The sequence below is a fragment of the Streptomyces sp. NPDC058401 genome (assembly GCF_042722885.1).
Classification (GTDB): Bacteria; Actinomycetota; Actinomycetes; order Streptomycetales; family Streptomycetaceae; genus Streptomyces.
Genome location: NZ_JBHXKA010000024.1, coordinates 39,376 through 62,892, shown reverse-complemented (window position 1 = coordinate 62,892; position 23,517 = coordinate 39,376). Strand labels below are relative to the sequence as shown.

At 70.6% G+C, this 23,517-nt stretch carries 18 protein-coding genes; 7 read left to right on the top strand and 11 right to left on the bottom strand.

Features of this window, described 5'->3' with window-relative positions; all coding sequences use genetic code 11:
• A complete protein-coding gene (locus ACFWNV_RS11955) occupies positions 1-1,512 on the top strand; it encodes a flavin-containing monooxygenase (protein ID WP_383944369.1) in 1,512 nt (503 codons plus the stop codon).
• A complete protein-coding gene (locus ACFWNV_RS11950; protein WP_383944366.1) occupies positions 1,509-2,681 on the top strand; it encodes a zinc-binding dehydrogenase in 1,173 nt (390 codons plus the stop codon). The genes ACFWNV_RS11955 and ACFWNV_RS11950 overlap by 4 nt, the downstream gene beginning before the upstream one ends.
• Before the next feature lie 80 nt (positions 2,682-2,761).
• Here ACFWNV_RS11950 and ligA read toward each other — a convergent pair whose 3' ends face one another.
• Entirely contained in the window at positions 2,762-4,828 is a 2,067-nt protein-coding gene (ligA, locus tag ACFWNV_RS11945; protein ID WP_383944364.1) for an NAD-dependent DNA ligase LigA, read from the bottom strand.
• A 130-nt stretch (positions 4,829-4,958) separates the two neighbouring features.
• Between ligA and ACFWNV_RS11940 the strand changes: the two genes are divergently transcribed.
• Together ACFWNV_RS11940 and ACFWNV_RS11935 are read left to right on the top strand one after the other, a co-directional pair.
• On the top strand, positions 4,959-6,794 hold the full coding sequence (locus ACFWNV_RS11940) for an RICIN domain-containing protein (RefSeq protein ID WP_383944361.1): 1,836 nt from the start codon (positions 4,959-4,961) through the stop codon (positions 6,792-6,794).
• 354 nt (positions 6,795-7,148) lie between these two features.
• Positions 7,149-7,529: an ester cyclase gene (locus ACFWNV_RS11935; RefSeq protein WP_383944358.1), complete on the top strand. Its 381-nt coding sequence runs from the start codon at positions 7,149-7,151 to the stop codon at positions 7,527-7,529.
• Positions 7,530-7,567: 38 nt separating this feature from the next.
• On the opposite strand, the gene ACFWNV_RS11930 is transcribed toward ACFWNV_RS11935, so the two are convergent.
• Positions 7,568-8,209, bottom strand: coding sequence for a hypothetical protein (locus ACFWNV_RS11930; protein ID WP_383944355.1), 642 nt, complete (start codon positions 8,207-8,209; stop codon positions 7,568-7,570).
• Between the two features lie 362 nt (positions 8,210-8,571).
• On the opposite strand from ACFWNV_RS11930, the gene ACFWNV_RS11925 reads away from it, so the two are divergent.
• A complete protein-coding gene (locus tag ACFWNV_RS11925) occupies positions 8,572-10,029 on the top strand; it encodes a nucleobase:cation symporter-2 family protein (RefSeq protein WP_383944352.1) in 1,458 nt (485 codons plus the stop codon).
• 121 nt (positions 10,030-10,150) lie between these two features.
• On the opposite strand, the gene ACFWNV_RS11920 is transcribed toward ACFWNV_RS11925, so the two are convergent.
• The 3 genes from ACFWNV_RS11920 to ACFWNV_RS11910 form a co-directional block, all read right to left on the bottom strand.
• Positions 10,151-10,822 (bottom strand): transcriptional regulator, encoded by a 672-nt coding sequence (locus ACFWNV_RS11920; RefSeq protein ID WP_383944349.1) that lies wholly within the window; start codon positions 10,820-10,822, stop codon positions 10,151-10,153.
• Between the two features lie 305 nt (positions 10,823-11,127).
• A complete protein-coding gene (locus tag ACFWNV_RS11915) occupies positions 11,128-12,297 on the bottom strand; it encodes an agmatine/peptidylarginine deiminase (RefSeq protein WP_383944345.1) in 1,170 nt (389 codons plus the stop codon).
• Between the two features lie 60 nt (positions 12,298-12,357).
• Positions 12,358-13,737 carry a purine-cytosine permease family protein gene (locus tag ACFWNV_RS11910; RefSeq protein WP_383944343.1) on the bottom strand — a complete coding sequence of 460 codons (1,380 nt, stop codon included), beginning with the start codon at positions 13,735-13,737 and terminating at the stop codon, positions 12,358-12,360.
• Positions 13,738-14,266: 529 nt separating this feature from the next.
• Between ACFWNV_RS11910 and ACFWNV_RS11905 the strand changes: the two genes are divergently transcribed.
• Entirely contained in the window at positions 14,267-14,761 is a 495-nt protein-coding gene (locus tag ACFWNV_RS11905; RefSeq protein WP_383944339.1) for a GNAT family N-acetyltransferase, read from the top strand.
• A gap of 124 nt (positions 14,762-14,885) precedes the next feature.
• Here ACFWNV_RS11905 and ACFWNV_RS11900 read toward each other — a convergent pair whose 3' ends face one another.
• From ACFWNV_RS11900 to ACFWNV_RS11885, 4 genes are all read right to left on the bottom strand, one after another.
• Positions 14,886-15,632, bottom strand: coding sequence for a CAP domain-containing protein (locus tag ACFWNV_RS11900; protein WP_383944336.1), 747 nt, complete (start codon positions 15,630-15,632; stop codon positions 14,886-14,888).
• Positions 15,633-16,103: 471 nt separating this feature from the next.
• Entirely contained in the window at positions 16,104-17,159 is a 1,056-nt protein-coding gene (locus ACFWNV_RS11895; RefSeq protein ID WP_383944333.1) for a tartrate dehydrogenase, read from the bottom strand.
• 70 nt (positions 17,160-17,229) lie between these two features.
• Positions 17,230-18,111: a LysR family transcriptional regulator gene (locus ACFWNV_RS11890; protein WP_383944331.1), complete on the bottom strand. Its 882-nt coding sequence runs from the start codon at positions 18,109-18,111 to the stop codon at positions 17,230-17,232.
• A gap of 3 nt (positions 18,112-18,114) precedes the next feature.
• A complete protein-coding gene (locus ACFWNV_RS11885; RefSeq protein WP_383944328.1) occupies positions 18,115-18,963 on the bottom strand; it encodes an MBL fold metallo-hydrolase in 849 nt (282 codons plus the stop codon).
• Positions 18,964-19,068: 105 nt separating this feature from the next.
• On the opposite strand from ACFWNV_RS11885, the gene ACFWNV_RS11880 reads away from it, so the two are divergent.
• Positions 19,069-20,658, top strand: coding sequence for a carboxylesterase/lipase family protein (locus ACFWNV_RS11880; protein WP_383944325.1), 1,590 nt, complete (start codon positions 19,069-19,071; stop codon positions 20,656-20,658).
• Here ACFWNV_RS11880 and ACFWNV_RS11875 read toward each other — a convergent pair.
• A complete protein-coding gene (locus ACFWNV_RS11875; protein ID WP_383944322.1) occupies positions 20,655-22,739 on the bottom strand; it encodes a SpoIIE family protein phosphatase in 2,085 nt (694 codons plus the stop codon). The genes ACFWNV_RS11880 and ACFWNV_RS11875 overlap by 4 nt on opposite strands.
• Before the next feature lie 220 nt (positions 22,740-22,959).
• Positions 22,960-23,388: a hypothetical protein gene (locus ACFWNV_RS11870; protein WP_383944319.1), complete on the bottom strand. Its 429-nt coding sequence runs from the start codon at positions 23,386-23,388 to the stop codon at positions 22,960-22,962.
• Positions 23,389-23,517 lie beyond the last annotated feature (129 nt).

Below are 23,517 nucleotides of genomic sequence, written 5' to 3'. Positions count from 1 at the left end.
GTGATCCAGCACGTCCGGGTCCTCATCGTCGGCAGCGGCTTCTCCGGAATCGGACTCGGGCGGGCCCTGCTCGCGGCACGGTTCTCCGACTTCCTCATCTTCGAACGGGCCCACGAGCCCGGGGGCGTCTGGCAGTCCAACACCTACCCCGGCTGCCGCTGCGACGTACCCTCCCACCTGTACTCGTTCTCCTTCGCGCCCAATCCGGACTGGACCTCGACGTACTCCCCCCAGCCGGAGATCCGCGACTACCTCGGGCGCTGCCTCGACCGGTTCGGGCTGCGCCCGCACCTGCGCAGCGGCATCGAGGTGCAGGAGGCGCGGTGGGACGAGCAGGACCAGCTCTGGCACGTGGAGACCAGCGACGGCCCGTGGACGGCAGGGGTCCTCGTGAGCGCGGTGGGCCCGCTGACGGAACCGAAGCTCCCCGACGTACCGGGCATCGACCGGTTCCGCGGCACGATCATGCACTCGGCGCGGTGGGACCACGCCCACGACCTCGCCGGTGAACGCGTGGCGTCGATCGGCACGGGCGCCTCGGCCGTCCAGTACGTCCCCGCGATAGCCGATCGGGTCGGGAAGCTGTACGTGTTCCAGCGCAGCGCCCCCTGGATCACCCCGCACGACAACCGGCCGATCACCGGGGCGGAGCGCGAACGGTTCCGGGCCCGGCCCCGGCGTCAGCGGGCCGAGCGCACCAAGGCGTACGTGGCCAAGGAGCTGCTGGTGCTCGGCTTCGCCAAACGTCCCCGGCTGATGCGCCTGATCGAGGGCCTGGCACGCAAACACCTGGCGCGGCAGGTCCCGGACGCGGCCCTGCGGCGGGCCCTGACCCCCGATTTCACCCTGGGGTGCAAACGCATCGTGCCGTCCAACACCTGGTATCCCGCGCTGCAGAAGGAGAACGTCGAGCTCGTTCCCCGGGCGCTGCGGGAGGTCCGCGAGCACAGCGTGATCGACGCGGACGGGGTGGAGAGGGAGGTGGACACCATCATCTTCGGCACCGGCTTCCACGTCACCGACATCCCCTTCGCGCAGAAGGTGCGCGGCCGGGACGGCGGGCTGCTGAGCGAGGTCTGGGCGGGTTCTCCGCGCGCGTACCTGGGCGTGTCCGTCCCCGGCTTCCCGAACTTCTTCATGTTCCTCGGACCCAACTCCGGGCTGGGCCACAGCTCCATGGTCTACATGATCGAGGCCCAGGCGGAGCACGTGAAGAACGCCGTCCGTGCGCTCGACGTGTCCGGGGCGACGTCCATCGAGGTGGACCGGCGGACCCACGACACCTACAACGCCGACCTCGACCGGAAGCTGGCGAAGTCGGTGTGGGAGCTCGGCGGCTGCCGGAGCTTCTACCGGGACGCGAACGGGCGCAATGCCACCATCTATCCCGACTGGACCTTCAGGTACCGCCGTCAGGCGGTCCCCTGGAAGCCCGGGGCCTACCACCTCGCCACGGGACCCGCCGCGCCGGCGAAGGCGGCCGCGAGCGCCGAGAGCAAGGACCCGTCATGAGGGCCGTGAGCCTGACCCGGGGGCTGCTGGAAGTCGTCGACCTGCCGGACCCGCGGCCCGGAGCGGGCCAGCTGCTGGTCTCGGTCGAGCGCTGCGGGATCTGCGGCTCCGACCTGCACAGCCGCCTGCACGCCGACGAGCTGGCCGACTCCCTCGATCTGTGCGGCTACCCGCGCTACGCCCGCTCCGGCCAGCAGGTGGTCCTCGGACACGAGATCTACGGAGAAGTGGCCGACCGCGGCCCGTGGTGCGCGGGCACCCTCGCCTCCGGCACACCGGTGGTCACCGTCCCCCTGGTGCGGCGCGGCCGGCAGGTCGACGGTGTCGGCCTGTCCGCGCACGCCCCGGGCGGCTTCGCCGAGCTCGTCGTCGTCCAGGAGTCCCTGACCCTGCCCGTCCCGAACGGGCTCCCCGCGGACCTCGCGGCCCTCACCGAACCGATGGCCGTGGCCTGGCACGCCGTCAACCGCGGCGAGGTGCGGCGCAAGGACGTCGCGATCGTCCTGGGCTGCGGCCCGGTGGGGCTCGCGGTGGTCTCCGTGCTCAAGGCCCGCGGGGTCGCGACCGTGATCGCGAGCGACTACTCGGCGGGCCGCCGGGCGCTGGCGACGCGGTGCGGAGCCGACGTCGTGGTCGACCCGGCGGTGGCCTCGCCCTGGGAAGGCGCCGCCGCCGGACACGGTTTCATGACCACCCTGCCCGACGAGTACAACGCGGGCATCGACGCCCTCGAAGGCCTGGCCCGGCTCCCGGTGCCGTGGTGGGCCTCCTGGCGCGCCCTGCAGGTGATGGGTGCGACCCGGCCCAAGCGTCCTGTGGTGTTCGAGTGCGTCGGCGTACCCGGCATGCTCGACGGCATCCTCGCAGCCGCGCCCCTGCACGCACGCGTGGTCGTCGTCGGAGTCTGCATGGGCACGGACACCCTGCGCCCCTCCCTCGCGGTGAACAAGGAGCTCGACCTGCGCTTCGCCGTCGGGTACACCCCCCTGGAGTTCCGCGACACCCTGCACGCGCTCGCCGACGGCACCCTGGACGCCTCCCCGCTCCTCACCGGACGGGTGGGACTGGCGGGCGTCGCGGGCGCGTTCGCCGCGCTGGCCGATCCCGAGGAGCACGCCAAGATCCTCATCGACCCGTCGCTCGCCACGGATCGCATCATGGCGCCGTGACGGCGGCGCCTCCGCCGGGAGCTGCCGGGTGTCGGCCGTCAGCTCCCGGCTGTCGGCTCTCGGCCGTCAGCTCTCGCCCGTCAGCTCTCGGCCAGGTAGTCGGCGACGAGCTCCGCGAAGGCCTCCGGGGTGAGGACCGTGACGCCGAGCTCCGTGGCCTTGACGGCCTTGGAGCTCGGCTTCCCGCTTGCGGACGGGGCGCAAACCAGGTGGGTGGTCCTGGAGTTGACGCTGCTGCCCGCCGTGCCGCCGGCCTGCTCGATCAGCGCGTTCATCTCCGAGCGGCCCGCGCCCGCCAGCGGGCCGCTCATCTTGCCGGTGACCACGACGGTCTTCCCGGCCAGCGGGCCCTCCCGCGTCGCTTCCGGCTGCTGCGGCTCCCGCATGTTGACCCCGGCCGCCACCAGCTTGTCGATGACGGCGGCCAGGGAGGCGACCTGTTCGACGATGACCGGAGCCTTCTCCCCGCCGATGCCGTCGACCTCCTGCATCTGCGCCGCGTCGGCCCGGCGGACGGCGTCCATGGTGCCGAAGTACGCGGCGATGCGGCGGGACATGCTGCGTCCGGTGCCGAGGACGCCCAGCGAGCAGAAGACGCGGCTGAGCGGCCTGGACTTGGCGGCCTCGATCTGTTCGGCCAGCTTGGCCCCGCGCTTGGCGCTCCCGGAGGCCGCGGTGAGCTGTTCCTCGGTGAGGGTGAAGAGGTCGGCGACGTCGGCGACGTCGCCCGACTCGATCAGGGCCCTGACGTACGTCTTGCCCAGGCCGTCGATGTCGAGCATGTCGCGGCCGGCGGCGTACTCGATCAGGGCGGGCAGCGCGCACGCCGTCCCCTGCGCGCAGCGCCAGCGCTCCTGGTCCTTGTTGATCTCTCCGCCGCACTGCGGGCAGGCGGTGGGAAGCGGCACCTCGCGTGCGCCGGCCGGGCGCAGCCCCGTAACGGCGGCCTGGACGCGCGGAATGATGTCGCCCGCTTTGTAAACCGTCACGGTGTCGCCGAGGTGGAGGTCGCGGCGGCGGATGTCGGCGGGGTTGTGGAGGGTGGCCCGGGTGACCGTGGATCCGTCGAGGTCCACCGGTTCGAGGATCGCCGTCGGGGCGAGGACGCCGGTGCGGCCGACTTCCCAGACCACGTCCGTGAGCACGGTCTGCCGCTCGACGGCCGGCAGCTTGAAGGCGATGGCCCAGTACGGGAACCTGCTCCCGTACCCGGCCGCGGCCTGCTCGGCCGCGTCGTTCGCCTTGATCACGACCCCGTCGATGCCGAACGGCAGCCCGGTGCGCATCGCGGCGATCTCGTCCACCTTCTGCTGCGCCTCGGCGAGGGTGGCGACCACGTGCAGGCCGGCGGGCGTGTCGGCCGTGGTGCCCACGCCCGCCCGGGCCACGGCGGCCAGGGCCTCGGCGTGTGTGGCCGCGGAGGGTGCGAGGGCGACACCGTCGAGCTCGACCGCCCCGTACGCCCAGAACGTCATGGCCAGCCGGTACGGCCGGTCCTTCGCCCGCAGGGTGCCGGCGGTTCCGTTGCGCGGGTTCGCGAAGACCTGCGCGCCGTGCGCGGTCCGGACTTCGTTCGCGGTCTCGAACTGCTGCTGTGTGAAGAGGACTTCGCCGCGCACTTCGAAGGTGGCGGGGAGCGGCAGCCGCTCGGGGAGGCCCTCGATGGTGCCGATGACGTGGCTCACGTCCTCGCCGTGCGTACCGTCGCCGCGGGTGATGATCTGCTCCAGGCGCCCGTCGCGGTACCGCGCGGCCACGGCCGCGCCGTCCATCTTCGGCTCGACGGTGAACCCGCCCGCGAGCTCGCGGCCCAGGCGGCGCTGGAGCGAAGCCCCCCAGGCGACCAGGCCGTCGGAGTCGAAGACGTTGTCGAGGCTGAGCAGCCGGGTGGTGTGCGCGATGTCGCCGACGGGAGCGGCGCCGTCCCCCACCAGTCCGGTCGGGGAATCCTCGGCGACCTCGTCCGGGTGCTGCCCCTCCCAGGCGAGCACGGACCGCCGCAGGCTGTCGTACGCGGCGTCGTCGAGCAGGCCGCTCTCGCCCCCGTAGTACGCCCGGGACGCCTCGCGCAACTGCTGGAGCGCGGCGGCGTAGTCGGGGCGGCTGGACAGGCTGAACGGCGCCTCATCGGCGGAAAGGATCGTCATGGAAGGAATCCTCTCCCGGGGCACTGACAACGGGGCTCGGCGATCTCGGTGACCATCCTTGACAGCCGTCGATTAATTCGGGTTCTATTCAAATTAATTGACTCCCCGTTGCGCGCAGAGAGGAGTACCCGTGTCAGCCCCTCCCGGGACGAGGACCGCCATCGCGCTCGCCGCCACGGCCGCGGTCCTGTTCGCCACCCTGGCCACCGCACCGGCGTCCGCCCGGTCGGACCGGTCCCCCGCCGCCACGTACACCGTGTCCATCGGCGCGAAGGGTCCCTGGACCCACCCCGACGACACGCCCGCCGCCACCTACATCGACAAGAACGGTGCGTTCTACTACCAGTCGGCCCACGCCCTGTACGCGGCGAACGATCCCCGCAAGTGGACCTTCTACACCGGCAAGGACTTCGACTCCGCCACCCGCTCCGCCCCGCTGAGCACCGCGGTGAATCCGGCGAACGCCAACGACCGCAACGACGACACCACTTGGCGCTGCAACAACAGCCCGACCGGTCGCGAGGCCACGTACGCCCCGGACACCTCCCATTACGCGCAGAAGAACTACTGCGACCTGATGGGCGTGTGGGTGGATCCCGACACCGGTGACTGGTACGGGCTGGTCCACAACGAGTTCACGCCGCGCCCCTTCGGCGACGGCCTGCACTACGACGCGATCGACTATGCCGTGTCCAAGGACCAGGGCAGGACCTGGGCCATCAGGGACCACGTGCTCACCTCGCCCTACAGCACGCTCCGCGGCGACACCGCGGCCTTCCCGCACGAGACGTACCACTACGGCAACGGCGACGCCCGCCTGTTCGTGGACACCGCCTCCGGCTACTTCTACGTCTACTACAACTCCCGCGTCATCCCGAAGGGCGGCGTCCCCGGCTCCTGGACCGCCGGCAGCCGGGCGCACGTCGCCCGCGCCCCCATGTCCGGGAAGATGGCACCCGGTTCGTGGCAGAAGTGGTACGACGGCTCATGGTCCCAGCCCGGAAAGGGCGGGCTGGAGAGCAATATGGAGCCCGTCGATGCCACCCACACCACCGGGTACACCCCCGTGGCGAAGGACTACGACCCGTCGACCCCCGGCAACGTCCAGGAACAGCAGGCCGCGGGCGAACTGCCGTCGAAATCAGACCTGTTGACCATGAACATCGCCTACAGCGCCTATCTGGGCATGTACGTGGGCCAGCCCGAGGCGGTCAACCAGGACGGCAGCGAGCCGCAGCGCTTCTACGTCACCGACGACCTCGCCACTCAGAAGTGGCGCCTCGCCGGCGACTCGGGCGCCTACCGCACCGGCTCCTGGTACCGCTGGGTCCTGGACTCGGTGAACAAGACGGGCTCCACCATCGTCGGCAAGACGTTCCGGTCGTACTGTTCGTTCTTCTGCTCCGGGGGCGCCGACGGGGAGTACTACGACACCGTGATCGACACGAACGCCCCCGCCGCCGCCGTCGACCCGGGCAAGGCCTACACGATCACCGCCGGAACAGGCCGCCGGCTCGCCCAGGTCCAGGGCGGCACGGCGACCACGTCCCTCCCCTCCACCGGCGGATCGACCCTCGGCCAGTGGGTGTTCACCTCCAACGGCGACGGCTCCTACCGCATCGTCAACGCCGCCACCCGTCAACTCCTCGGTGTCGAAGCCAAGTCGAACTCGGGACGCGCCTGGGCGGCCAGGCCCACGGCCACGAAGGCTCCACAGGGCGGACCCACCGTGGGACAGCAGTGGTTCGTGATCCCGAACTCCACGGCCGACGGCCGGCCCACCGGCACCTACCGGCTGGTGAACCGGTACAGCGGACTCGTGATCGGCCTCTCGAACGTGTCCGGCCGCCTCGCCGAGACCACTCCCACCCGCGCCTGGACCGACACCACCGGCAGTCCGGTCGGCGGCGCCCGCACCTCCGCGGAACAGACCCTCACCCTCACCGCGGTGGGAGCGGCCGGGTAGGAGCGCGGACGGCCGGTTGCGGTAGTCGACGCCGTCGCGCCGGTCCCGGAGGACGTTCGACTCCCCGACACGGGACCTTCGCGGCCATGCGCCTCGAAGGGTGAAGGGGTAGCGTCGAGAGTGCGACAGGAGATCACCGCTGCATAGCGGCAGATCCTGGCGTACGTCCCCGCGCGGGACGGCAAGAGAAAGTAAGACCAGCGTTGGCGAGCCGTGCCCGGCCGCCTGTGTCGACGCGTGGGCGCATCCAGTAGCGAAATCCTGGATTCCCGGTCTTTGCTTCGTGCTCTTGCCCTTCAAGCTCAAGGCTCCGCACTCCGGGAATCCTCCATCCCAGGAACCGGAGCTTTTTCCATGTCTGACATCGAGCGCAACAAGCAGATCGTCGTCGACTACTACCAGACGGCCTTCGGCGGGAACCCCCAGAAGGCGATCGGGGACCACTTCGGCGACCGCTACATCCAGCACAACCCGGACGCGGCCGACGGCCCGGAGGCATTCATCGGCTTCGTGACCTGGCTGCGCGGCGAACACCCGGACCTGCGGCTGGACATCAAGCGGGTCATCGCCGAAGGCGACATGGTCGTCACCCACTCCCACCTGATCCTCGAACCCGGCGAGCCCGGCCGCGCCCTCGCCGACTACTTCCGCCTGGAGGACGGCAAGGTCGTCGAGCACTGGGACGTCATCCAGGACGTACCGGCCCGGTCCGCCAACCCCAACGGCATGTTCTGAGGCCCACCCGGCACGCGAGGACGACGCTCTCCGTACGGCTACGCGGCGACGGTGATGGTCAGGATGTTCCCGGTGATCCGTGCGACGAGCCTCATGGCGAAGCCGTTCTCGGTGAGGACGTCGACGGCCTCCTTCGGGCCGTCCGGCTTGTCGGCGATGGCGAGTTGAGCGGAGATCCACTCCTTCTGCCGTGTGGTCGCCTTTCCGCCCAGCGCGATGTCCGCGCACTCCGCCAGGGTGGCTGCGACCTTCTCGGAGGTCGAGTTCAGGGCCATGCACTCGACGCGGTGCGTGCGGCCCGCGCCGTCGCTGTTCATCCGCACCCAGAGCGTGAAGCCCTCCGGGAGGACCCGCTTCGCCTCCAACGGCCCCTGTCCGTAACGGCCCTGCCGGTGGACCTCCATGCCCCACCGCCCGGCGATCTTGGCCATGAGCACGTCGGCGCCGGGCCCCGGAAACGGCGGAGAGTCGAAGGACTCCGTCGGCGAGGGTGACGGCGGGAGCGAGGCTGAGGCGGACGCGGCCGGCGGAGTCTCCGGGGTCGCCGCAGCCTTGCCCGCCGGACCACCCTCATCCGCACAGCCCGCCAGCAGTACCGCCGAACAGGCCAGCAGGCCGCCGGCCACGCGTATGCGGAGGGCCCTGTCCGCGGATCCGGTCCGGCTGATGTGGTCGGTCATGAGGCGCCACCTTAGCCGGGCCGGACCGGGCCCCGGGACCCGAGCGGGCACCGTGTGACGGGCACGGTTCGGCAGGTGAAATGAGAAGACAGGCTCCGGTTACTCGCGAGGAAACCCCACCGTTGGCTATGGTGAGCGCCCTGCGGTCGGAAACCCTTCGGATCCAATGATCAATACTGAATCCGTTGACCCGATCGAAGGCTGCCCTGCCAACTCAGGGCATATCTGCATGCAGAGCGACGTGCTGTCGGCAACACCGCCCGGCGTCGGCTCCGTGCGAGCCGGCCTGCCCTCGCCCCGCCATCCGGGGCTGGAGGGCGGCGGTCTTTCTCATTCACCTACCTCGCGAAGGCAAGGCAGAGATGGCAAGAACGCCCCGACAGTCCTCCCGAACGTCCTCCCGGCAGCACTCCCGGGAGCCCGCCTCCCGGCAGCGGACACACCCCGTCGACGAGCTGCTCCCCGTCCCCAGACTCGCCCTGTACGGATTCCAGCACGTGCTGGCCTTCTACGCCGCGGCCGTCATCGTCCCCGTCCTCCTCGGAAACGCGCTCGGACTCTCCCGCGAGGAGCTCGTCCACCTCATCAACGCGGACCTGCTGACCTGCGGCGTGGCCTCGATCATCCAGGCCCTCGGGGTCTGGAAGATCGGCGCCCGCCTGCCGCTGGTCCAAGGCGTGACCTTCACGGCGGTCTCCCCCATGATCGCCATCGGCACGGGGGCGGGCGGCGGGACCGCGGGCCTGCTCGTCGTCTACGGAGCGGTGATCACGGCGGGCATCGCCACCTTCCTGTTCGCCCCGCTCTTCAGCAAGCTGGTGAAGTACTTCCCGCCGGTCGTCATCGGCACCGTCCTGACCATCATCGGCATCACCCTGATACCCGTGGCCCTCCAGGACGCGGCCGGCGGCGCGCACCTCATCGGCACGCCCGCGTACGGGTCCCCGAAGAACCTCGCGTACGCGCTCGGCACCCTGCTCTTCATCCTGGCCCTGGTCCGGGTCGGCAAGCCGCTGCTGAGCAGCCTCGCCGTCCTGCTCGGGCTCGTGGCGGGCACGACGGTCGCGTGGATCTCCGGCGACGTCGACTTCGGCGTGGTGGAGCAGGCCGACTGGTTCGGGGTCACCACACCGTTCCACTACGGCATGCCCCGGTTCGAGCTGTTCCCGATCATCGCAATGCTCGTCGTCATGCTGATCACGATGGTGGAGACCACCGGGGACGTGTACGCCATCGGGGAGATCACCCGCAAGCGGGTCGACGCCGACACCATCGCGCGCGCCCTGCGCGCCGACGGTGTGGCGACGGTGCTCGGCGGCATCCTCAACTCGTTCCCGTACGTGGCGTTCGCGGAGAACATCGGGCTCGTCCGCATGTCCAGGATCATGAGCCGCTACGTGGTGGCGGCAGCCGGCGTATTCATGATCGCCCTCGGGCTGCTGCCGAAGGCCGGCAGTCTGGTCGCCTCCATCCCGCACCCGGTCCTGGGCGGGGCGGCGGTGTCCATGTTCGGCATCGTCGCCGCGGTCGGCGTCCAGATCCTGGGGAAGGCCGATCTGCGGGAGGAGCGGAACACCCTGATCCTGGCCGTCAGCCTCGGCGCCGCACTGCTGCCGACCACGGTCGCACCGTTCTTCGAACGGATGCCGGACAGCGTCCGGGCCGTACTCGACAGCGGGATCACCCTGGGCGCCCTCACGGCCATCGCCCTGAACCTGGTCTTCAACGTCTTCACCGGCCGCAGCACGATGGACATCGACTGGGACGACGTGGAGGACAACTCCAACTCCCTTGCGGGATCAGGAACGTTCGCCCACTGACCGGCCGGCCGACTGGCCGATCGACCGGCTGACCGCAGCCGCGGCAGCGGTCCGGAGCGGATCCCCCACTCTCCGGCCCGCTGCCGCGGCGCGCGAGCGCCCCCGTACTCCGCCCTCCGGCTCAGCCGTCCACCCCGAGGTACGAGGGGGACCCGGTCTCGTCACCGATCAACTCCCAGAACCGGTCCGGAAGTCGGCGCAGGAACGCCGCGCGCTCCGCCGCGATCTCCTTGAGCCGGGAGTCGTCGTTGCGGGCCACGAGGTTCCCCATGTACCGCTCGGAGAACTCGGAGAACTCCCCGTGCATCGTCCGCAGCGCATCGCCCACGCTCGTCGCGTCCACGGCGACGATCTCCACCACCGGATCCACATGAACCTTCCACCGTCCGGCGATGGCCGACCGCAGATGCTCCTCCAACTCGCCGTCCCGGCCCGTGATCCCGGTCAGCTTGCGCAAGGACAGTCCCAGGGCCTCCACCAGAATCCGTGTCTGCCGGGCGTCACCGTGCCACTGCCGTGCCGACTCGGCCTCGCGGTACTCGTCCGGGTCCATGCCCAGGCGGTGTGCCAGCCCCTCCACGCCGAGCCGGCGGGCCAGCCGGAACTCGACCAGCGTCCTGGGCCCGGTACCCATGAGGGTGACCGTGTCGCACCACAACACGTCGGCCAGCGCGAAGAGATGCCGGTCGGACGGCGCATGGGAGCCCCGCTCCCATGCCAGGACCAGCTCGGGGTCGACCGGGGTGCCGCAGGACGCCATGGAGGCGGCCACCTGCGTCACGGTCAGACCCATGCGGGCTCGCGCGGATCTGGCCTCGGCAGGAGAAAACGGAGCGCTGTACACGTACAAGACACCTCGCAACAACCCTCGGACGCTCCGCGCGCGAGGGGAAACGGAATGATGGACGAACACCAAGCGCGGGCACACTAACAGACGTTAAGAAGGCCGGAACCGGCCCCTCCCCTTCAATTCAAAGGCTGTGTGGGGTGATGTAGAGATGATCACGGAGTCCGGAGCAGTCCTGCGGAATGCCGGAATGCCGGAGCGCCGGAACGCCAACCCGCCCGGGTCTCAGGGACGAGACCCAGGCGGGTTGGCTAGCGGTTGGGCTCCTGCATCGTGACGCAGTGGGCGCCCCCGCCCCCGTTGCCGTAGAGGTTGTCGAGGTTCAGCTGGACGACGGGCCTGCCGTAGGCGGCCGAGATGGCCGCCTTGGCCGCGGCGTCCTTGGCGGTGTCACCGAACTGGGTGGTGATCACTGCCTGGTTGGTCACCGCCCAGTTCATGTAGGAGCTGAGGAAGTCCGCCTGCTTGCTCCGCGCGATCCGGGGCAGGGTGTCGGGGCCTTGGATCGTGAGGACCTGGAGTCGGCGCCCCCTGGCGTCGGTCGCGTTCACCAGCACGTCGCGGATGGCGTTGGCGTTGGCGGTCCAGACGGCCGGCCGCACCGCGCCGGCCAACTGCACCATCACCACTCCGGGCTTGATGTACCGGGCGGTGCCGTCGATGTGGCCGTCGGTGACGTCCTGCCCCCTGACGCCGGGCAGCCAGATCATCTTCGAGGCCCCGAACCGTGTGAGCAGCTCCGCCTCGATCTGGCTCCGCGTCTTCCCGGGGTTGCGGTTGGAGTTGACCCAGCAGCTCTCGGTCGCCATCAGCGTGCCGTCGCCGTCGTACTCGACTCCGCCGCCCTCGCCGACCACGGATGTCCTGGCGAACGGGGTGCCGTTGTAGGCGGCGAGGTTCTGCTCGACCACGCGGTCCTTGTTGTAGGCGGAGGCGGGGATCCCGTAGAAGCTCGTCGCGTTCTCGCCCCAGGCGTTGAAGTTCAGGCCGATGGAGTCCATGCCGCCGGCGCCGTCGACGCGGAACAGCGGTCCGGTGTCGCGCATCCAGCAGTCCGAGACGGGAACGGAGCTGATCAGCGTGACGGTGGAACCGCACATGCTCCTGGCCGTCGATGCGGCGGAAGAACCGTCCGCACACATGATGACCTGCTCGTACTTGGCGATCTCCTTCGCCAGCTTGGCGATGTCGGCCTGGATCTTGGACAGTACGCTGCCCCAGATCGTGGAGCTGGACGGCCAGGCCATCCAGGTCCGCTTGTGCGGGGACTCCTCGCCCGGCACGCGCCAGGCCGCGGCTGAGGCGGGCTGGATGCCGCCGAGGACCGGTCCCACCGACAGTGCGGCTGCGGCCGCTCCGGTGCGGGCCAGGAGGGTTCTGCGGCTCATCGCCGGCTTGGGGCCGTCGTTCTCAATCTTCACGTGGTGCTCCTACTCCGAGTGGTTCGAGGTTCCGTACGTGTGCGCAGGCGGCGGGGTTGCTCAGTGGAGTGCGTCCAGCAGCCCCTCCTCCTGGACCAGCCGGCGCTCGGCGGCGAGATCGAGGCTCCGGGCGAAGACCCAGTAGAGGGCGCCGGCCACCGGCAGTCCGACGAAGATCGAGTAGTCGACGCCGCCGAGGGCGTCCGCCACGGGCCCGACGTAGAGGCCGGTGATGACCATGAACGGCGCCATGCAGGCCAGACCGATCAGGTACGCGAGGTTTCCGCGCCATCCCCACCGGCCGTAGATGCCGTTCGGGTTGAAGATCTCCCTGACGACGTACTGGCCGCGCCGGACGAAGAAGAAGTCGACCAGGTTGATCGCCGTCCACGGGATGAACAGGTAGGTCAGGACGACCACGACGTTGGCGAAGAACCAGTTGAACTGGTCGATGCCGACGAGGACGGAGACCGTCCCGACGGCCACCATCATGATCACGATCGTCACGACCCGGATCGCCTTCGTCGGCTTGACCGGCCGGAACGAGTCCACGATCGAGATCATGGTGAGGCTGCCGCCGCACTGGTTGATCGCCATGATGGAGAGCAGCCCGACCAGCAGGACGACGACGGCGATCGCACCGAACCCGTGGAACAGCCGGTCCGCCACCAGCTTCAGGGCCGTCACCGGATCGGCGCCCTCGGGAGCCCCGGCCGAGACCACGACACCGAGGAGGAACACCCAGATCCCGGAGACCGCGCTGGGCAGGTAGGTCCACCAGAAGGTGCTGCGGACGGGGACGTCGGGCCGGAGATAGCGCGAGTAGTCCGAGACGTACGGCGCCCAGCCCAGCTGGAAGCCCGCCACGAAGACGAACACGAGCATGAACGGGGCGAGTTCGAACGGACCGGCCTCCCAGACTCCGTCCGGCATGCCGCCGCCGAACAGGGCCGCCCCGGTGATCACCGCGGTGATCACGACGAAGGGCCAGGTGAGCCATTTGTTCAGCCGGTGGATCCACTCGTACCCGAGCAGGGCGATCACCGCGGCCACCACGGCGGCCAGGGCGTAGCCGAGCCCGTTGGGAATTCCCGTGAGCATGTTCAGCGCCTGGCCGGACAACAGGGCGTCGGACGTATTGAAGGCGACGTAGTTGACCAGGGCGAACACCCACACGGTGAACGGGGCACCCAGATACCCGAACTGGGCGCGTGACTGCACAAGTTGGGGCAGACCCAGCTGAGGGCCCTGGGCCGAGTGGAACGCCATGAAGAACGTGCCGAAGAGCGAGCCCAGGACGGTGGCGATCACCGTCCACACGAGCGAGGCCCCCATGGAGAGCGTCACGACGCCGGTCGCCAGACCCGTGAGGTTGAGGCTGCCGACGAACCAGATGGCACCGACGTTCGCGGGTTTGCCGTGCCGTTCCTCGAGGGGCACCCAGTCGATCGAGTGCAACTCGATGCCCGCAGGAGGCGTCGTATCCGTTATCTCTGAGGGATTTGTTCCCATTTGCTCTCCCATGTACGGGCATCCGCACGGCCGTTGGGCCGCCCTGCCCCGCCAAAGCCGATCAGGCTGCGCTCACCGTAGGGACTGACTGAAATTCCAGTCAATGGACCAGATCGCGTGTTCCCTGCAGATAAGGCCACGACGTCAGCGAGGCACAGCCGCTTCGGGTGCGCGCCGATGGGCAGGGCGGGCCCTTCATGACCTGCGATTACGTCCAGGAGACAGCCTCAGACTCTCGCAGAGATGGAGGCTGACGGAATTTTCAGTTTGTCGGGAGGCGAGCGGTCGCATCCGGAATCCACTATCACCATGAGGGAGTACATGTCCCGACATCGCCTCGGCGGAAGGTGTTTGCGTATCGCGGTGCGCGAGCCGGGCGGAGATCCTCACGCGATCCGAAGGGCGCCCCTGGTGGCAGTAATGGTCTCAACCACCCTGCGCCCCTATACTTCGACGCATGCAGCTCGTGAAGATCAGACGTGCCACCGGCCAGGACGCGGGAGCTCTCACCGCGCTGGTCCAGGAATCCAGCGCCTACCGGGGGCAGTACGCCGCGGTGATCGCCGGGTACCAGGTCACGCCTGACTACATCGAAAGACACCTGGTCTTCGCGGCAGTGAACCCCACGAGGCAGGTGCTTGGTTTTTACGCCCTGGTGGTGGAGCCGGCCGAGCTGGACCTGGCGTTCGTGTCGGACGAAGCGCAGGGGCTGGGCATGGGGCGCCGCCTTGTGGAGCACATGCTCGACCAGGCCCGAAGGGCGGGCCTGGCACACGTGCGTGTCGTGTCGAACCCTCCCGCCGAGCAGTTCTACCGGCGCCTGGGCGCCGAGCCGGTAGGGATGATCCCTCCCTCACCGCCGAAGGTGACGTGGGAACGACCGGAGCTGCGATTTTCCCTCGCCCACGCTGCGGATCCCGCGTCGGGCCAGCCCGTACCCGGCTGCTGGTGACGTAGCGGCGGGGAGGGGCTGAATGCGTCGCGGAAGCCCTGGGGCATCCTCCACGGCCCCGACCCCCGCCGGCCCGGTGATAACCGACCGGCGGGGGTCCCCATGGAGCGGGCGGGCGGGCGGATCAGCGGGTGGCGCCGAAGTCCTGCGTCCAGTAGTGACCGGGCTGCGCGAGGCCGATGCCGATCTCCTTGACGTTGCAGTCGAGGATGTTCCGCTTGTGGCCCGGGCTGTTCATCCAGCCCTCCATCACCTTGGCGGCGGTGTCGTAGCCGTACGCGACGTTCTCGGCGTACGTGCGCCACTGGTACCCGGCACGGGTGATCCGCTGCCCCGGATCCGATCCGTCGGAGCCCGTGTGGGACATGTTGGAGTGGGCGGCCATGTCCTCGCTGTGGTCCTGCGCGGCCTTCGTGAGCTGTGCGTTCACGGTCAGGGCGGGGCAACCGGCCGTGGCACGCTCCTGGTTGACGAGGGTGAGGACCTCGGCCGCCGCACCGGAGGGTGCCGCGGAAGCCGAGGGCGCGGGGGTCGCGGCCGGCTCGGCCGAGGGCTCGACGACCGGGGGCGCGTCGATCGGGGGCGCGTCAACCGGCGCCTCGACGACCGGCGCCTCGACGACGGGGGGCGCGTCGATCGGGGGCTCCACTACCGGCGCCTCGTCGGCCGGGGGCTCGGCGATCTCGACGGGCGCGCCAGGGGAATCGGTGTACCAGGGAGGGGCCCCCTGCTCGGCCGCGCCGGAGCGCACCGGGCCTGCCGCCTGCGGGTCGAGGCAGGCCATGGCCGTGGTGGGTATCGCCACGAGGGCCAGCGCCCCGACGGCGACGACCATCTTCCTGTGGCGGGTCTGCTTACGGTGCTTCTTCATGCGGGACCTCACTCGGTGATCGCGAAGCTCCCGGCGCCGGACCGCGAAGGCGCCGGAGGAATCGCCATTCTTAGAAGCCCTCCATCGACCTGGCAAGCCTGCGCCGCTCGGCCGCGCAGGCCGCCCGGAACGCCGCTTGAAACCGCCACAAGATCGTGCATCCCCTCGTCGCGGCCGCGCCGGAACAGGCCCGGCCCGCCCCCAGAACCCGGCCCCGTCGGCCTTGTTGGAGACCCTGAAAGAGGAGCGCTGAATTCCGTTCCTGGTGGAGTGCGGTATGTCTTCGCTAAACAGGTACATACAGCGAAATGTCGAGGCACAGGAGTGCGCCGCAGGAACAGGTGGAGCGACCTGTCGGCCGTGACGCATATCACGGCCGAGAGCAGGAACCGCGCGGCAGGGCGGGGCCGTCGCGGCCCGCGAAGCGGGTGCGCGGGTGCTGCCGTACGTCCACTTGGGAGGTGCGTCGCGTCAGAGGTGCTGGAGGATCGCGGAGGTGAATGCGGCGGTGGAGGCGTTGCCGCCGAGGTCGGGGGTGCGGACCTCTGTGGTGGCCAGGACGCGGGCGATGGCTTCGGTGATCTCCGCCGCGGCCCCGGGGTGACCTAGGTGGTCGAGCATCATCGCGGCGGACCAGATCGCGCCGATCGGGTTGGCGATGCCCTGCCCGGCGATGTCGGGGGCCGATCCGTGGACCGGCTCGAACATGGACGGGTACGCGCCCTCCGGGTTGAGGTTGGCGGACGGGGCGATGCCGATGCCGCCGGCCACCGCGGCCGCCAGATCGCTGAGGATGTCCCCGAAGAGGTTGGAGGCGACGACGACGTCGAAGCGTGCGGGGGTGAGGACGAACTTGGCGGCCAGCGCGTCGATGTGCTCCTGGTTCCACTCGACCGTGGGGTGCTCGGCGGCTCGCTCGGCCACCAGCTCGTCCCAGAACGGCATGGTGTGCACGATGCCGTTGGACTTCGTCGCGGAGGTGAGGGGGCCGCCGCGCCGTTCGGCGAGGCGGAAGGCGAAGTCCAGGACCCGGGTCACTCCCGCCCGTGTGAACACCGCTTGCTGTACCGCCATTTCGTCGGGGAACCCGCGGTTCATCCGGCCGCCGATCTCGCTGTACTCGCCTTCGGTGTTCTCCCGGACCACCACGAAGTCCACTTCGCCCGGCACGGCCGTGCGCACCGGGCCGGGAAGACCGTCGAACACCCGGATGGGGCGGAGGTTGACGTACTGGCGGAAGGTCCGGCGGATCGGGATGAGCAGGCCCCACAGGGAGACGTGGTCCGGCACGCCCGGATGGCCGACGGCGCCGAGCAGGATCGCGTCATGGCGGCGGAGCTGCTCCAGACCGTCCTCGGGCATCATCGATCCGTGGCGCAGGTACCGCTCGCAGGACCAGTCGAACTGCTCGTAGGCGAAGGTGATGCCGTGGCGCGCGGCGACGGTGTCGAGGACCTCGCGCGCCGCCGGAAGGACTTCGGTGCCGATGCCGTCGCCGGGGATGAGGGCGATGTTGTGGTTCGTCATGACCCGCATTCCAGCAATCGGGGCCGCCCGGGGTCCAACACGTATCCCCGATGCGGCTCATAGGCTGCACCTATGAGCCGGCGGGTACGGCGACCTCCAGGAAGGCGCGGGCGGCCGGAGTCAGTTGGGCCCTGCGGGTCACCAGGACGTTGCGCTGGACGCAGGCCGGTTCCAGGTCGAGGACGAGGGCTCCCGCCCGCTCCGCCAGGTCGGTCCAGGACTCCGTGACCACCGCCAGTCCGATGCCCGCCAGCACCAAGGGCAGGAAGGCCATGCGGTGTTCGCTCTCCACCGCGATGCGGACGTCGATGCCCTGTGCCTTCAGATCGTCGACGTAGGCGCGGATGCCGGTCCCCCGCTGCCCGACGATCAGGCGGCGCCCTGCGAGCTGTTCGCCCCCCACGGCCCGGCCGGGCGGGAACGGGCCGTCCGGCGGGGTGACCAGGACGAGCCGGTGGTCTCCGACGTGGTGCGCGACGAAGTCCGCGTGCGGCAGCGGCGACGAGGTGGTCAGCAGTGCGAGTTCGCAGCCTCCCGTGCGTACCCTCTCGATCGCGTCCTCGCGGGTCAGGGCCACGCGCAGGCTGATGGACACCGCCGGATGGCGTTCGGTGAAGCGTCGGAGCATGGTGCTGAGGGGTTCGATCGTGGGTGAGGCCATCGCGGCGATCTCCAGTCGGCCGGCGCGCAGTTCCCGGACGGCGCCGACGCGGGCCCTGGCCAGCTCCAGGGCGTGCAGGGCCTCGCGGGCCGGTGCGACCAGCGCGGATCCGGCTTCGGTGAGGACCGCCTTCCGGCCCATCCGGTGGAAGAGGCTGCTGCCCAGTTCGCGTTCCAGGACGTGGATCGCCTGCGACAGCGAGGGCTGGGACACGTAGAGTGCCGCGGCCGCGCGGGTGAAGCCGCCGTGGTCCACGATGGCGAGGAAGTACGTCAGCCGGCGGAAGTCCACGGCTCAGCGCGGGCCGTCCGCGACGAACCGCACGTCCCCGTCGCCGCCGCGCCGGAGCAGGCCGGCCGTGGGCGCGGGGAAGTGGGTGCCGATGACGAGCGTTCCCGTGTCGGCGTACCGATCGACGAACGCCCGCCGGGTGGCGGCGGCCCGCGCCGCGTCGGCGTCGGCGAGGCCGGCCACGTCCGGTTCGATGAACTGCACCGGATGGTGCACGAGGTCACCGGTGATCACGGCGCGTTCCCCGCCGGATTCGACCACGACGGCGACCTGGCCCGGGGTGTGCCCGGGGGCGGCTTCCAGGCGTACGCCGTCGGCCACCCGGTGGTCGGTCCCGACGAAGTCGACGAGACCCGCATCGATCAGGGGCTGCATCGTGTCGTGGAGGTCGGCGTCGGGGTCGTCCGCCCAGTGGTCCCATTCCACCCGGGTGACGAGGTGGCGCGCCCGGGGGAACGTCGGCACCCACGTCCCGGCCACCAGGTGCGTGTTCCACCCGATGTGGTCGAAGTGGAGGTGGGTGCACACCACCGTGTCGATCGACTCCGGAGGGTAGCCGAGGGCGGTGAGCTCTTCGAGCCACGCCGAATCCAGCATGGGCAGGAACGGCACCGCCGGCCGGGCGTTGCCCACACCCGTATCGACGAGGATCCGGCGGGCTCCGGTGTCCACGACCAGCGCGTGGACCGAGAGCAGGAAGGTGCCGTCGGGCCTGCTGAAGTCGGGACCGGGCCACGGGTACCGCTTCAGGAGCGCGGTGTCGTCCGTCCGCAGGACACCCGCGAGCGATACCGCGACTTCCGCCTCCGACACCTTGTGAATCACCGTCGTACCGATGCGCCACGCCGTCATTCGAGCCTCCGTTCGATGATGCATAGAATAATATTGACGTTCGCAAGAAATACGCAATAACCTGAGGCTCGCCACTCCCCCTCCCGGCCTGGAAGGACGCACCGGATGGGATTCACCCAGGACCACACCTCACCCGTCGTACCCACACGATCGGGCCCGGTCCGCGGCGTCCTCGAAGGCGGCCTGGCCGTGTTCAAGGGCGTGCCGTACGCGGCGCCGCCCGTCGGGCCCCTCCGCTGGCGCCCCGCGCAGCCGCACCGGGGATGGAGCGGCACGCTCGACGCGACGGCGTACGGGCCGAGTTCGCCGCAGGCCGTCCGCGAGGGCGACCCGATCCTCGGCGGCCACGGCTTCGCACCCTTCGACGAGGACTGCCTGACGCTCAACGTGTGGACGCCCGGCCTCGACGACGCCCGCCGCCCCGTTCTGGTCTGGATCCACGGCGGCGCTTTCATCTCCGGGTCCGGGGCTATGCCGAACTACTCGGGCGAGACCTTCGCACGCAACGGCGACCTGGTGGTGGTGAACCTCAACTACCGGCTCGGGCCGCTCGGCCTGCTGTACTTCGCCGCGCAAGACGGCGCGCAGGACGGCGCGTTGGACGGCGCGGCGGGCGACGGGGAGGACGGCACGGAGGGCGGCAACGTCTGGCTCACCGACCAACTGGCCGCGCTGCATTGGGTGCAGGACAACATCGCGGCCTTCGGCGGCGATCCCGGCAACGTCACCGTCGCCGGCCAGTCCGCCGGCGCCCTGTCCGCGGCGGCGCTCGCGGGCCACGCCGGTGGCGGGCGGCTCTTCCGCCAGGCGATCCTCCAGAGCGTCCCGCTCGCCATGCCCCTCGCCACCCCGGCCGGCGCCCTGGCCCGTACGGCCGCCTTTCTGGGGGCCGTCGGCGCGAAGGACGTGGACGAGCTGCGGACGATGACGTGGCCGCGACTGGTCGAAGCCACGGCCGGGCTCCTCGGCGCCACCACGGAATGGGGGTACTGGACCACGCCGTTCCTGCCGGTCCTCGACGGCGTGACGGCCGCACGGCAACCGGTCGAGAACCTGCTCGACGGTCCGGGCGCGGCCATCGACGTCCTCATCGGCTGGACCGCAGAGGAGTCCGCCTTCGCCTTCGCCCTGGGCGAGGCCTACGCGTCGGCTACCAGGGAACAGGTGCTACGGCGGGCACGGGACAGCTTCGGCGACGGCGCGGCCGAAGCGTACGCGGCGTACGAGGCCGCCCGCCCGGGTGCCCGGCCGGTCGACGTGCTCATCGACCTGACCACCGACGAGCTGTTCAGGAAGCCCACCCTGGCCTTCGCGCAGGCGCGGGCGGCACGGGGTCGCCCCGTCTGGGCGTACGAGTTCGCCCTCCCCACCCCTGCGCACGACGGGCGGCTGGGCGCCCCGCACTGCCTGGACCTGCCCTTCGTCTTCGAGAATTTCGCCGCGTGGGCGCACGCACCGTTCCTGGCGGGGATGGACCCCCGCACCAGGGACCGCCTCGCCGGGACCGTGCACCGGGCCTGGATCTCCTTCGTGCGCACCGGCGACCCCAACCATCCGGGCATGGAGCGCTGGGACCGGTACGGCCCGTCGTCGCGCACCACCATGCGCTTCGGGGCGGACACCGCGGGTACGGCGGACACCCCCGACACAGCGGACACCCCCGACACCGCGGATACCGCCGCCGGGCCAAGCTAGTCGAGGGGCACGCCGATGGGCTGCTCCGTCCAGATCGTCTTCCCGGTACTGGTGAACCGGCAGCCCCACCGGTCGGTGAGCTGGGCCACGAGGAACAGGCCCCGCCCGCCCTCGTCCGACTCCCGTGCGCGCCGCAGTCGCGGCTGGGTGCCGCTGGGGTCGGACACCTCGCAGACGAGCACGCGGTCGCGGTCGCGGATCAACCGGAGCCCGACCGGTCCCCCGGCGTAGCGGATCGCATTGGTGACCAGCTCGCTGGCGACGAGCTCCGTCACGAAGCTGAGGGCGTCCAGATCCCAGCCGGCCAGCTGGCCGACCACCAGCTCGCGGGCTTGCGCGACGAGGGACAGGTCCGCTGCGAGCTCCCACTCGGCGACCTGGTCGGAGGAAAGGGCATGGGGGCGGGCCAGCAGCAGGGCCACGTCGTCGGAGGGGTCGCGCGGCAGCAAGGTGTCGAAGATGCCCTGGCCGATCTCGCCCAGGGTGCGGCTCGCATGCGCGCCGGCGAGCGCGCCCCTCAGCCTCTCCATCCCCTCCCCGATGTCGCCGCCGCGGCTCTCGACGAGTCCGTCCGTGAAGAACGCGAGCGTGCTTCCGGGCTCCACGTCGAACTCCGTGACCTCGAAGGGCATTCCGCCGATGCCCAGGGGCGGTCCCGGCACCGTGTCGATGAAGACCGGCTCCGCACCGGGCGCCATCACGGCCGGCGGCGGATGTCCGGCGGTGGCCGCCGCGCACTTCCTCGTCACCGGGTCGTACACGGCGTACAGGCAGGTCGCGCCGAGCACCGCCGTCTCCGAGCGGGAATCGTCTGCCGCCTCCTCGCCGGAGAGACCGAGGACCAGATCGTCCAGGTGCGTCAGGAGCTCCCCCGGATCCAGGTCGAGGTCGGCGAGGGTCTGCACGGCGGTCCGCAGGCGCGCCATGGCCGCGGTGGCATCGAGCCCGTGGCCGACCACGTCCCCGACCACGAACGCGACGCGCAACGACGGCAGGGGGATCACGTCGAACCAGTCCCCGCCCACGCCCAGACCGGCGCCCGCCGGCTGGTAGACGCCCACCGTCTCCGCCGCGGCGGAGTCCAGGGCCGACCGCGGCAGCAGGCTTCGCTGCAAGGCCAGTACCGACCGGTGTTCCTTGGTGTAGCGGCGCGCGTTGTCCACGCCCAGTGCGGCCCGGGAGACTACGTCCTGCAGCAGGGCGCCGTCCTCCTCGGCGAAGGGGGACGGCAGTTGGCTGCGCCAGACGGTGACGCAGCCGAGGATCAGACCGCGCGCGTAGAGCGGCACCGCCACGGAGGAGTGGGCCCCGCTGGGGACGAACAGCGGCAGGCTCTCCGGAGCCACGCCGAGCTTCGCGTGCAGGACGGCCACGTCCGGCACCAGCACGGGCAGCCCTTCCATGAGGGGACGCATCAACGCACTGTCCGCCACCGGGGGAAGCGCCTCTCCCACGGCCAGGAGCTTCTCGGCGGAGATCTCCGGGCTCTGCGCGGCGGCGATCCGGCGCAGGCGGACCTCCCCGCTGGTGTCGAAGTGCGGGGGCTCGTCGCCCACCAGCACCTGCTCGGCGATGTCGACGGTGGCCAGGTCGGCGAAGTCGGGGACGAGGAGGTTCACGAGGGTCTCGGCCATCTCGGTCACGTCCAGGGAGGTGCCGATGCCGGCCGCGGCGGCGTGGGACAGCCCCTTGCGGCGTCGCCACGCATCGCGCTCGGCCGCCTGCGCCTCGGTTTCCGACGGGGTGACCAGGACCAGCCACTGCGCCTCGGCGGCGGAAGCGCCCGGGGTGCGCGCCGCGAGCCGTACCACGGTGCAGGCCAGAGAGATCGTCTGTCCCGCGTCCTCTCCGTCCGGAACGGTCACCAGCTGCCCGGCCGGCAGCCCGTCCGTTCCGGGTCGCGGAAGCACGGCCAGCAACGGGGCGCAGGTCCGCCCCGGCGAGCATTCCAGCAGCGTCGCAGCCCACTGCGACCGCGCGAGGACCACGCCCGCCTCGTCCAGTACGACCGCTGCGGTTTGAAGGACGGGGCCGGCGGGCACCGAGGCCCGCCTCGGGCCACGATGCTCCGGTTCACGCATGTCGCCTCCACGCGCCGTGACCTTCAGTATCGTCCCCGCGCGAAAATGCGGCGACCCGGCCCGGCCCGCCCGCGGCACGGCCCTTCGCAGGGCGCGTCGGGGCGGGACGGGGCGGGACCGGACACGCGGGCGGGCGGGGCGCCCGTACCGCGCCCCGCCCGGTGGTGGGTGATCCGGTTCAGCTCGGGTCGTCAGCTCCGGGTCGGCTCAGGATCTGCGGTCAGCCGCACTTCAGACCGGTCTGGGCGCTCACGACGGCCGTGTCGAGCTTCTGCAGGTCCGGGGTGAGCTTGGTGAGGGCCTCGGCGCCGGTGGTGTCACCGGGCAGGTCCTCGTACGTCTTCTTCACGCTGTCGGCGGCGGACTTGACCGCGTCCTTCTGGGCGGCGTTGAACTGCGCGGTGGACTCGGCGACGGTCTTCCAGTCGTCCTGGACGGCGTTGTGCGCGTCCTTGATCTGGTCCTTGGTGGCTGTCGCCGGGTCGAGCGTACGCAACTTCGCGTTGTCGGCCTTGAGTTCGGTCAGACTGCTGCACAGCTTCGTGGTCGCGTCGTCGGTGGGCGCTGCGGCGAAGGCCGAGGCGGCCCCGCCGGCCACGAGAAGCGCTGCGGCGGTGGTGCTCACCGCCGTGGCGAGAAGTCGATTCATCTGCGATTCACCCCTTCGGGGAAGACGCCCCCCGGTCCGGCCCCCACTCGTACCAAGCTGACACAGGGCCCCCGGGCCCGCATCCGCACACCCCACCCCCACCCCACCGGAGCCGCGGATGAAACCGCA

Bases quoted from the DNA above. Each gene is read 5' to 3' on its own strand.
- ACFWNV_RS11950 (WP_383944366.1), top strand. From the start codon at position 1,509: ATGAGGGCCGTGAGCCTGACCCGGGGGCTGCTGGAAGTCGTCGACCTG.
- ligA (WP_383944364.1), bottom strand. From the start codon at position 4,828: ATGACGATCCTTTCCGCCGATGAGGCGCCGTTCAGCCTGTCCAGCCGC.
- ACFWNV_RS11935 (WP_383944358.1), top strand. From the start codon at position 7,149: ATGTCTGACATCGAGCGCAACAAGCAGATCGTCGTCGACTACTACCAG.
- ACFWNV_RS11930 (WP_383944355.1), bottom strand. From the start codon at position 8,209: ATGACCGACCACATCAGCCGGACCGGATCCGCGGACAGGGCCCTCCGC.
- ACFWNV_RS11925 (WP_383944352.1), top strand. From the start codon at position 8,572: ATGGCAAGAACGCCCCGACAGTCCTCCCGAACGTCCTCCCGGCAGCAC.
- ACFWNV_RS11920 (WP_383944349.1), bottom strand. From the start codon at position 10,822: ATGGGTCTGACCGTGACGCAGGTGGCCGCCTCCATGGCGTCCTGCGGC.
- ACFWNV_RS11905 (WP_383944339.1), top strand. From the start codon at position 14,267: ATGCAGCTCGTGAAGATCAGACGTGCCACCGGCCAGGACGCGGGAGCT.
- ACFWNV_RS11900 (WP_383944336.1), bottom strand. From the start codon at position 15,632: ATGAAGAAGCACCGTAAGCAGACCCGCCACAGGAAGATGGTCGTCGCC.
- ACFWNV_RS11895 (WP_383944333.1), bottom strand. From the start codon at position 17,159: ATGACGAACCACAACATCGCCCTCATCCCCGGCGACGGCATCGGCACC.
- ACFWNV_RS11885 (WP_383944328.1), bottom strand. From the start codon at position 18,963: ATGACGGCGTGGCGCATCGGTACGACGGTGATTCACAAGGTGTCGGAG.
- ACFWNV_RS11880 (WP_383944325.1), top strand. From the start codon at position 19,069: ATGGGATTCACCCAGGACCACACCTCACCCGTCGTACCCACACGATCG.
- ACFWNV_RS11875 (WP_383944322.1), bottom strand. From the start codon at position 22,739: ATGCGTGAACCGGAGCATCGTGGCCCGAGGCGGGCCTCGGTGCCCGCC.
- ACFWNV_RS11870 (WP_383944319.1), bottom strand. From the start codon at position 23,388: ATGAATCGACTTCTCGCCACGGCGGTGAGCACCACCGCCGCAGCGCTT.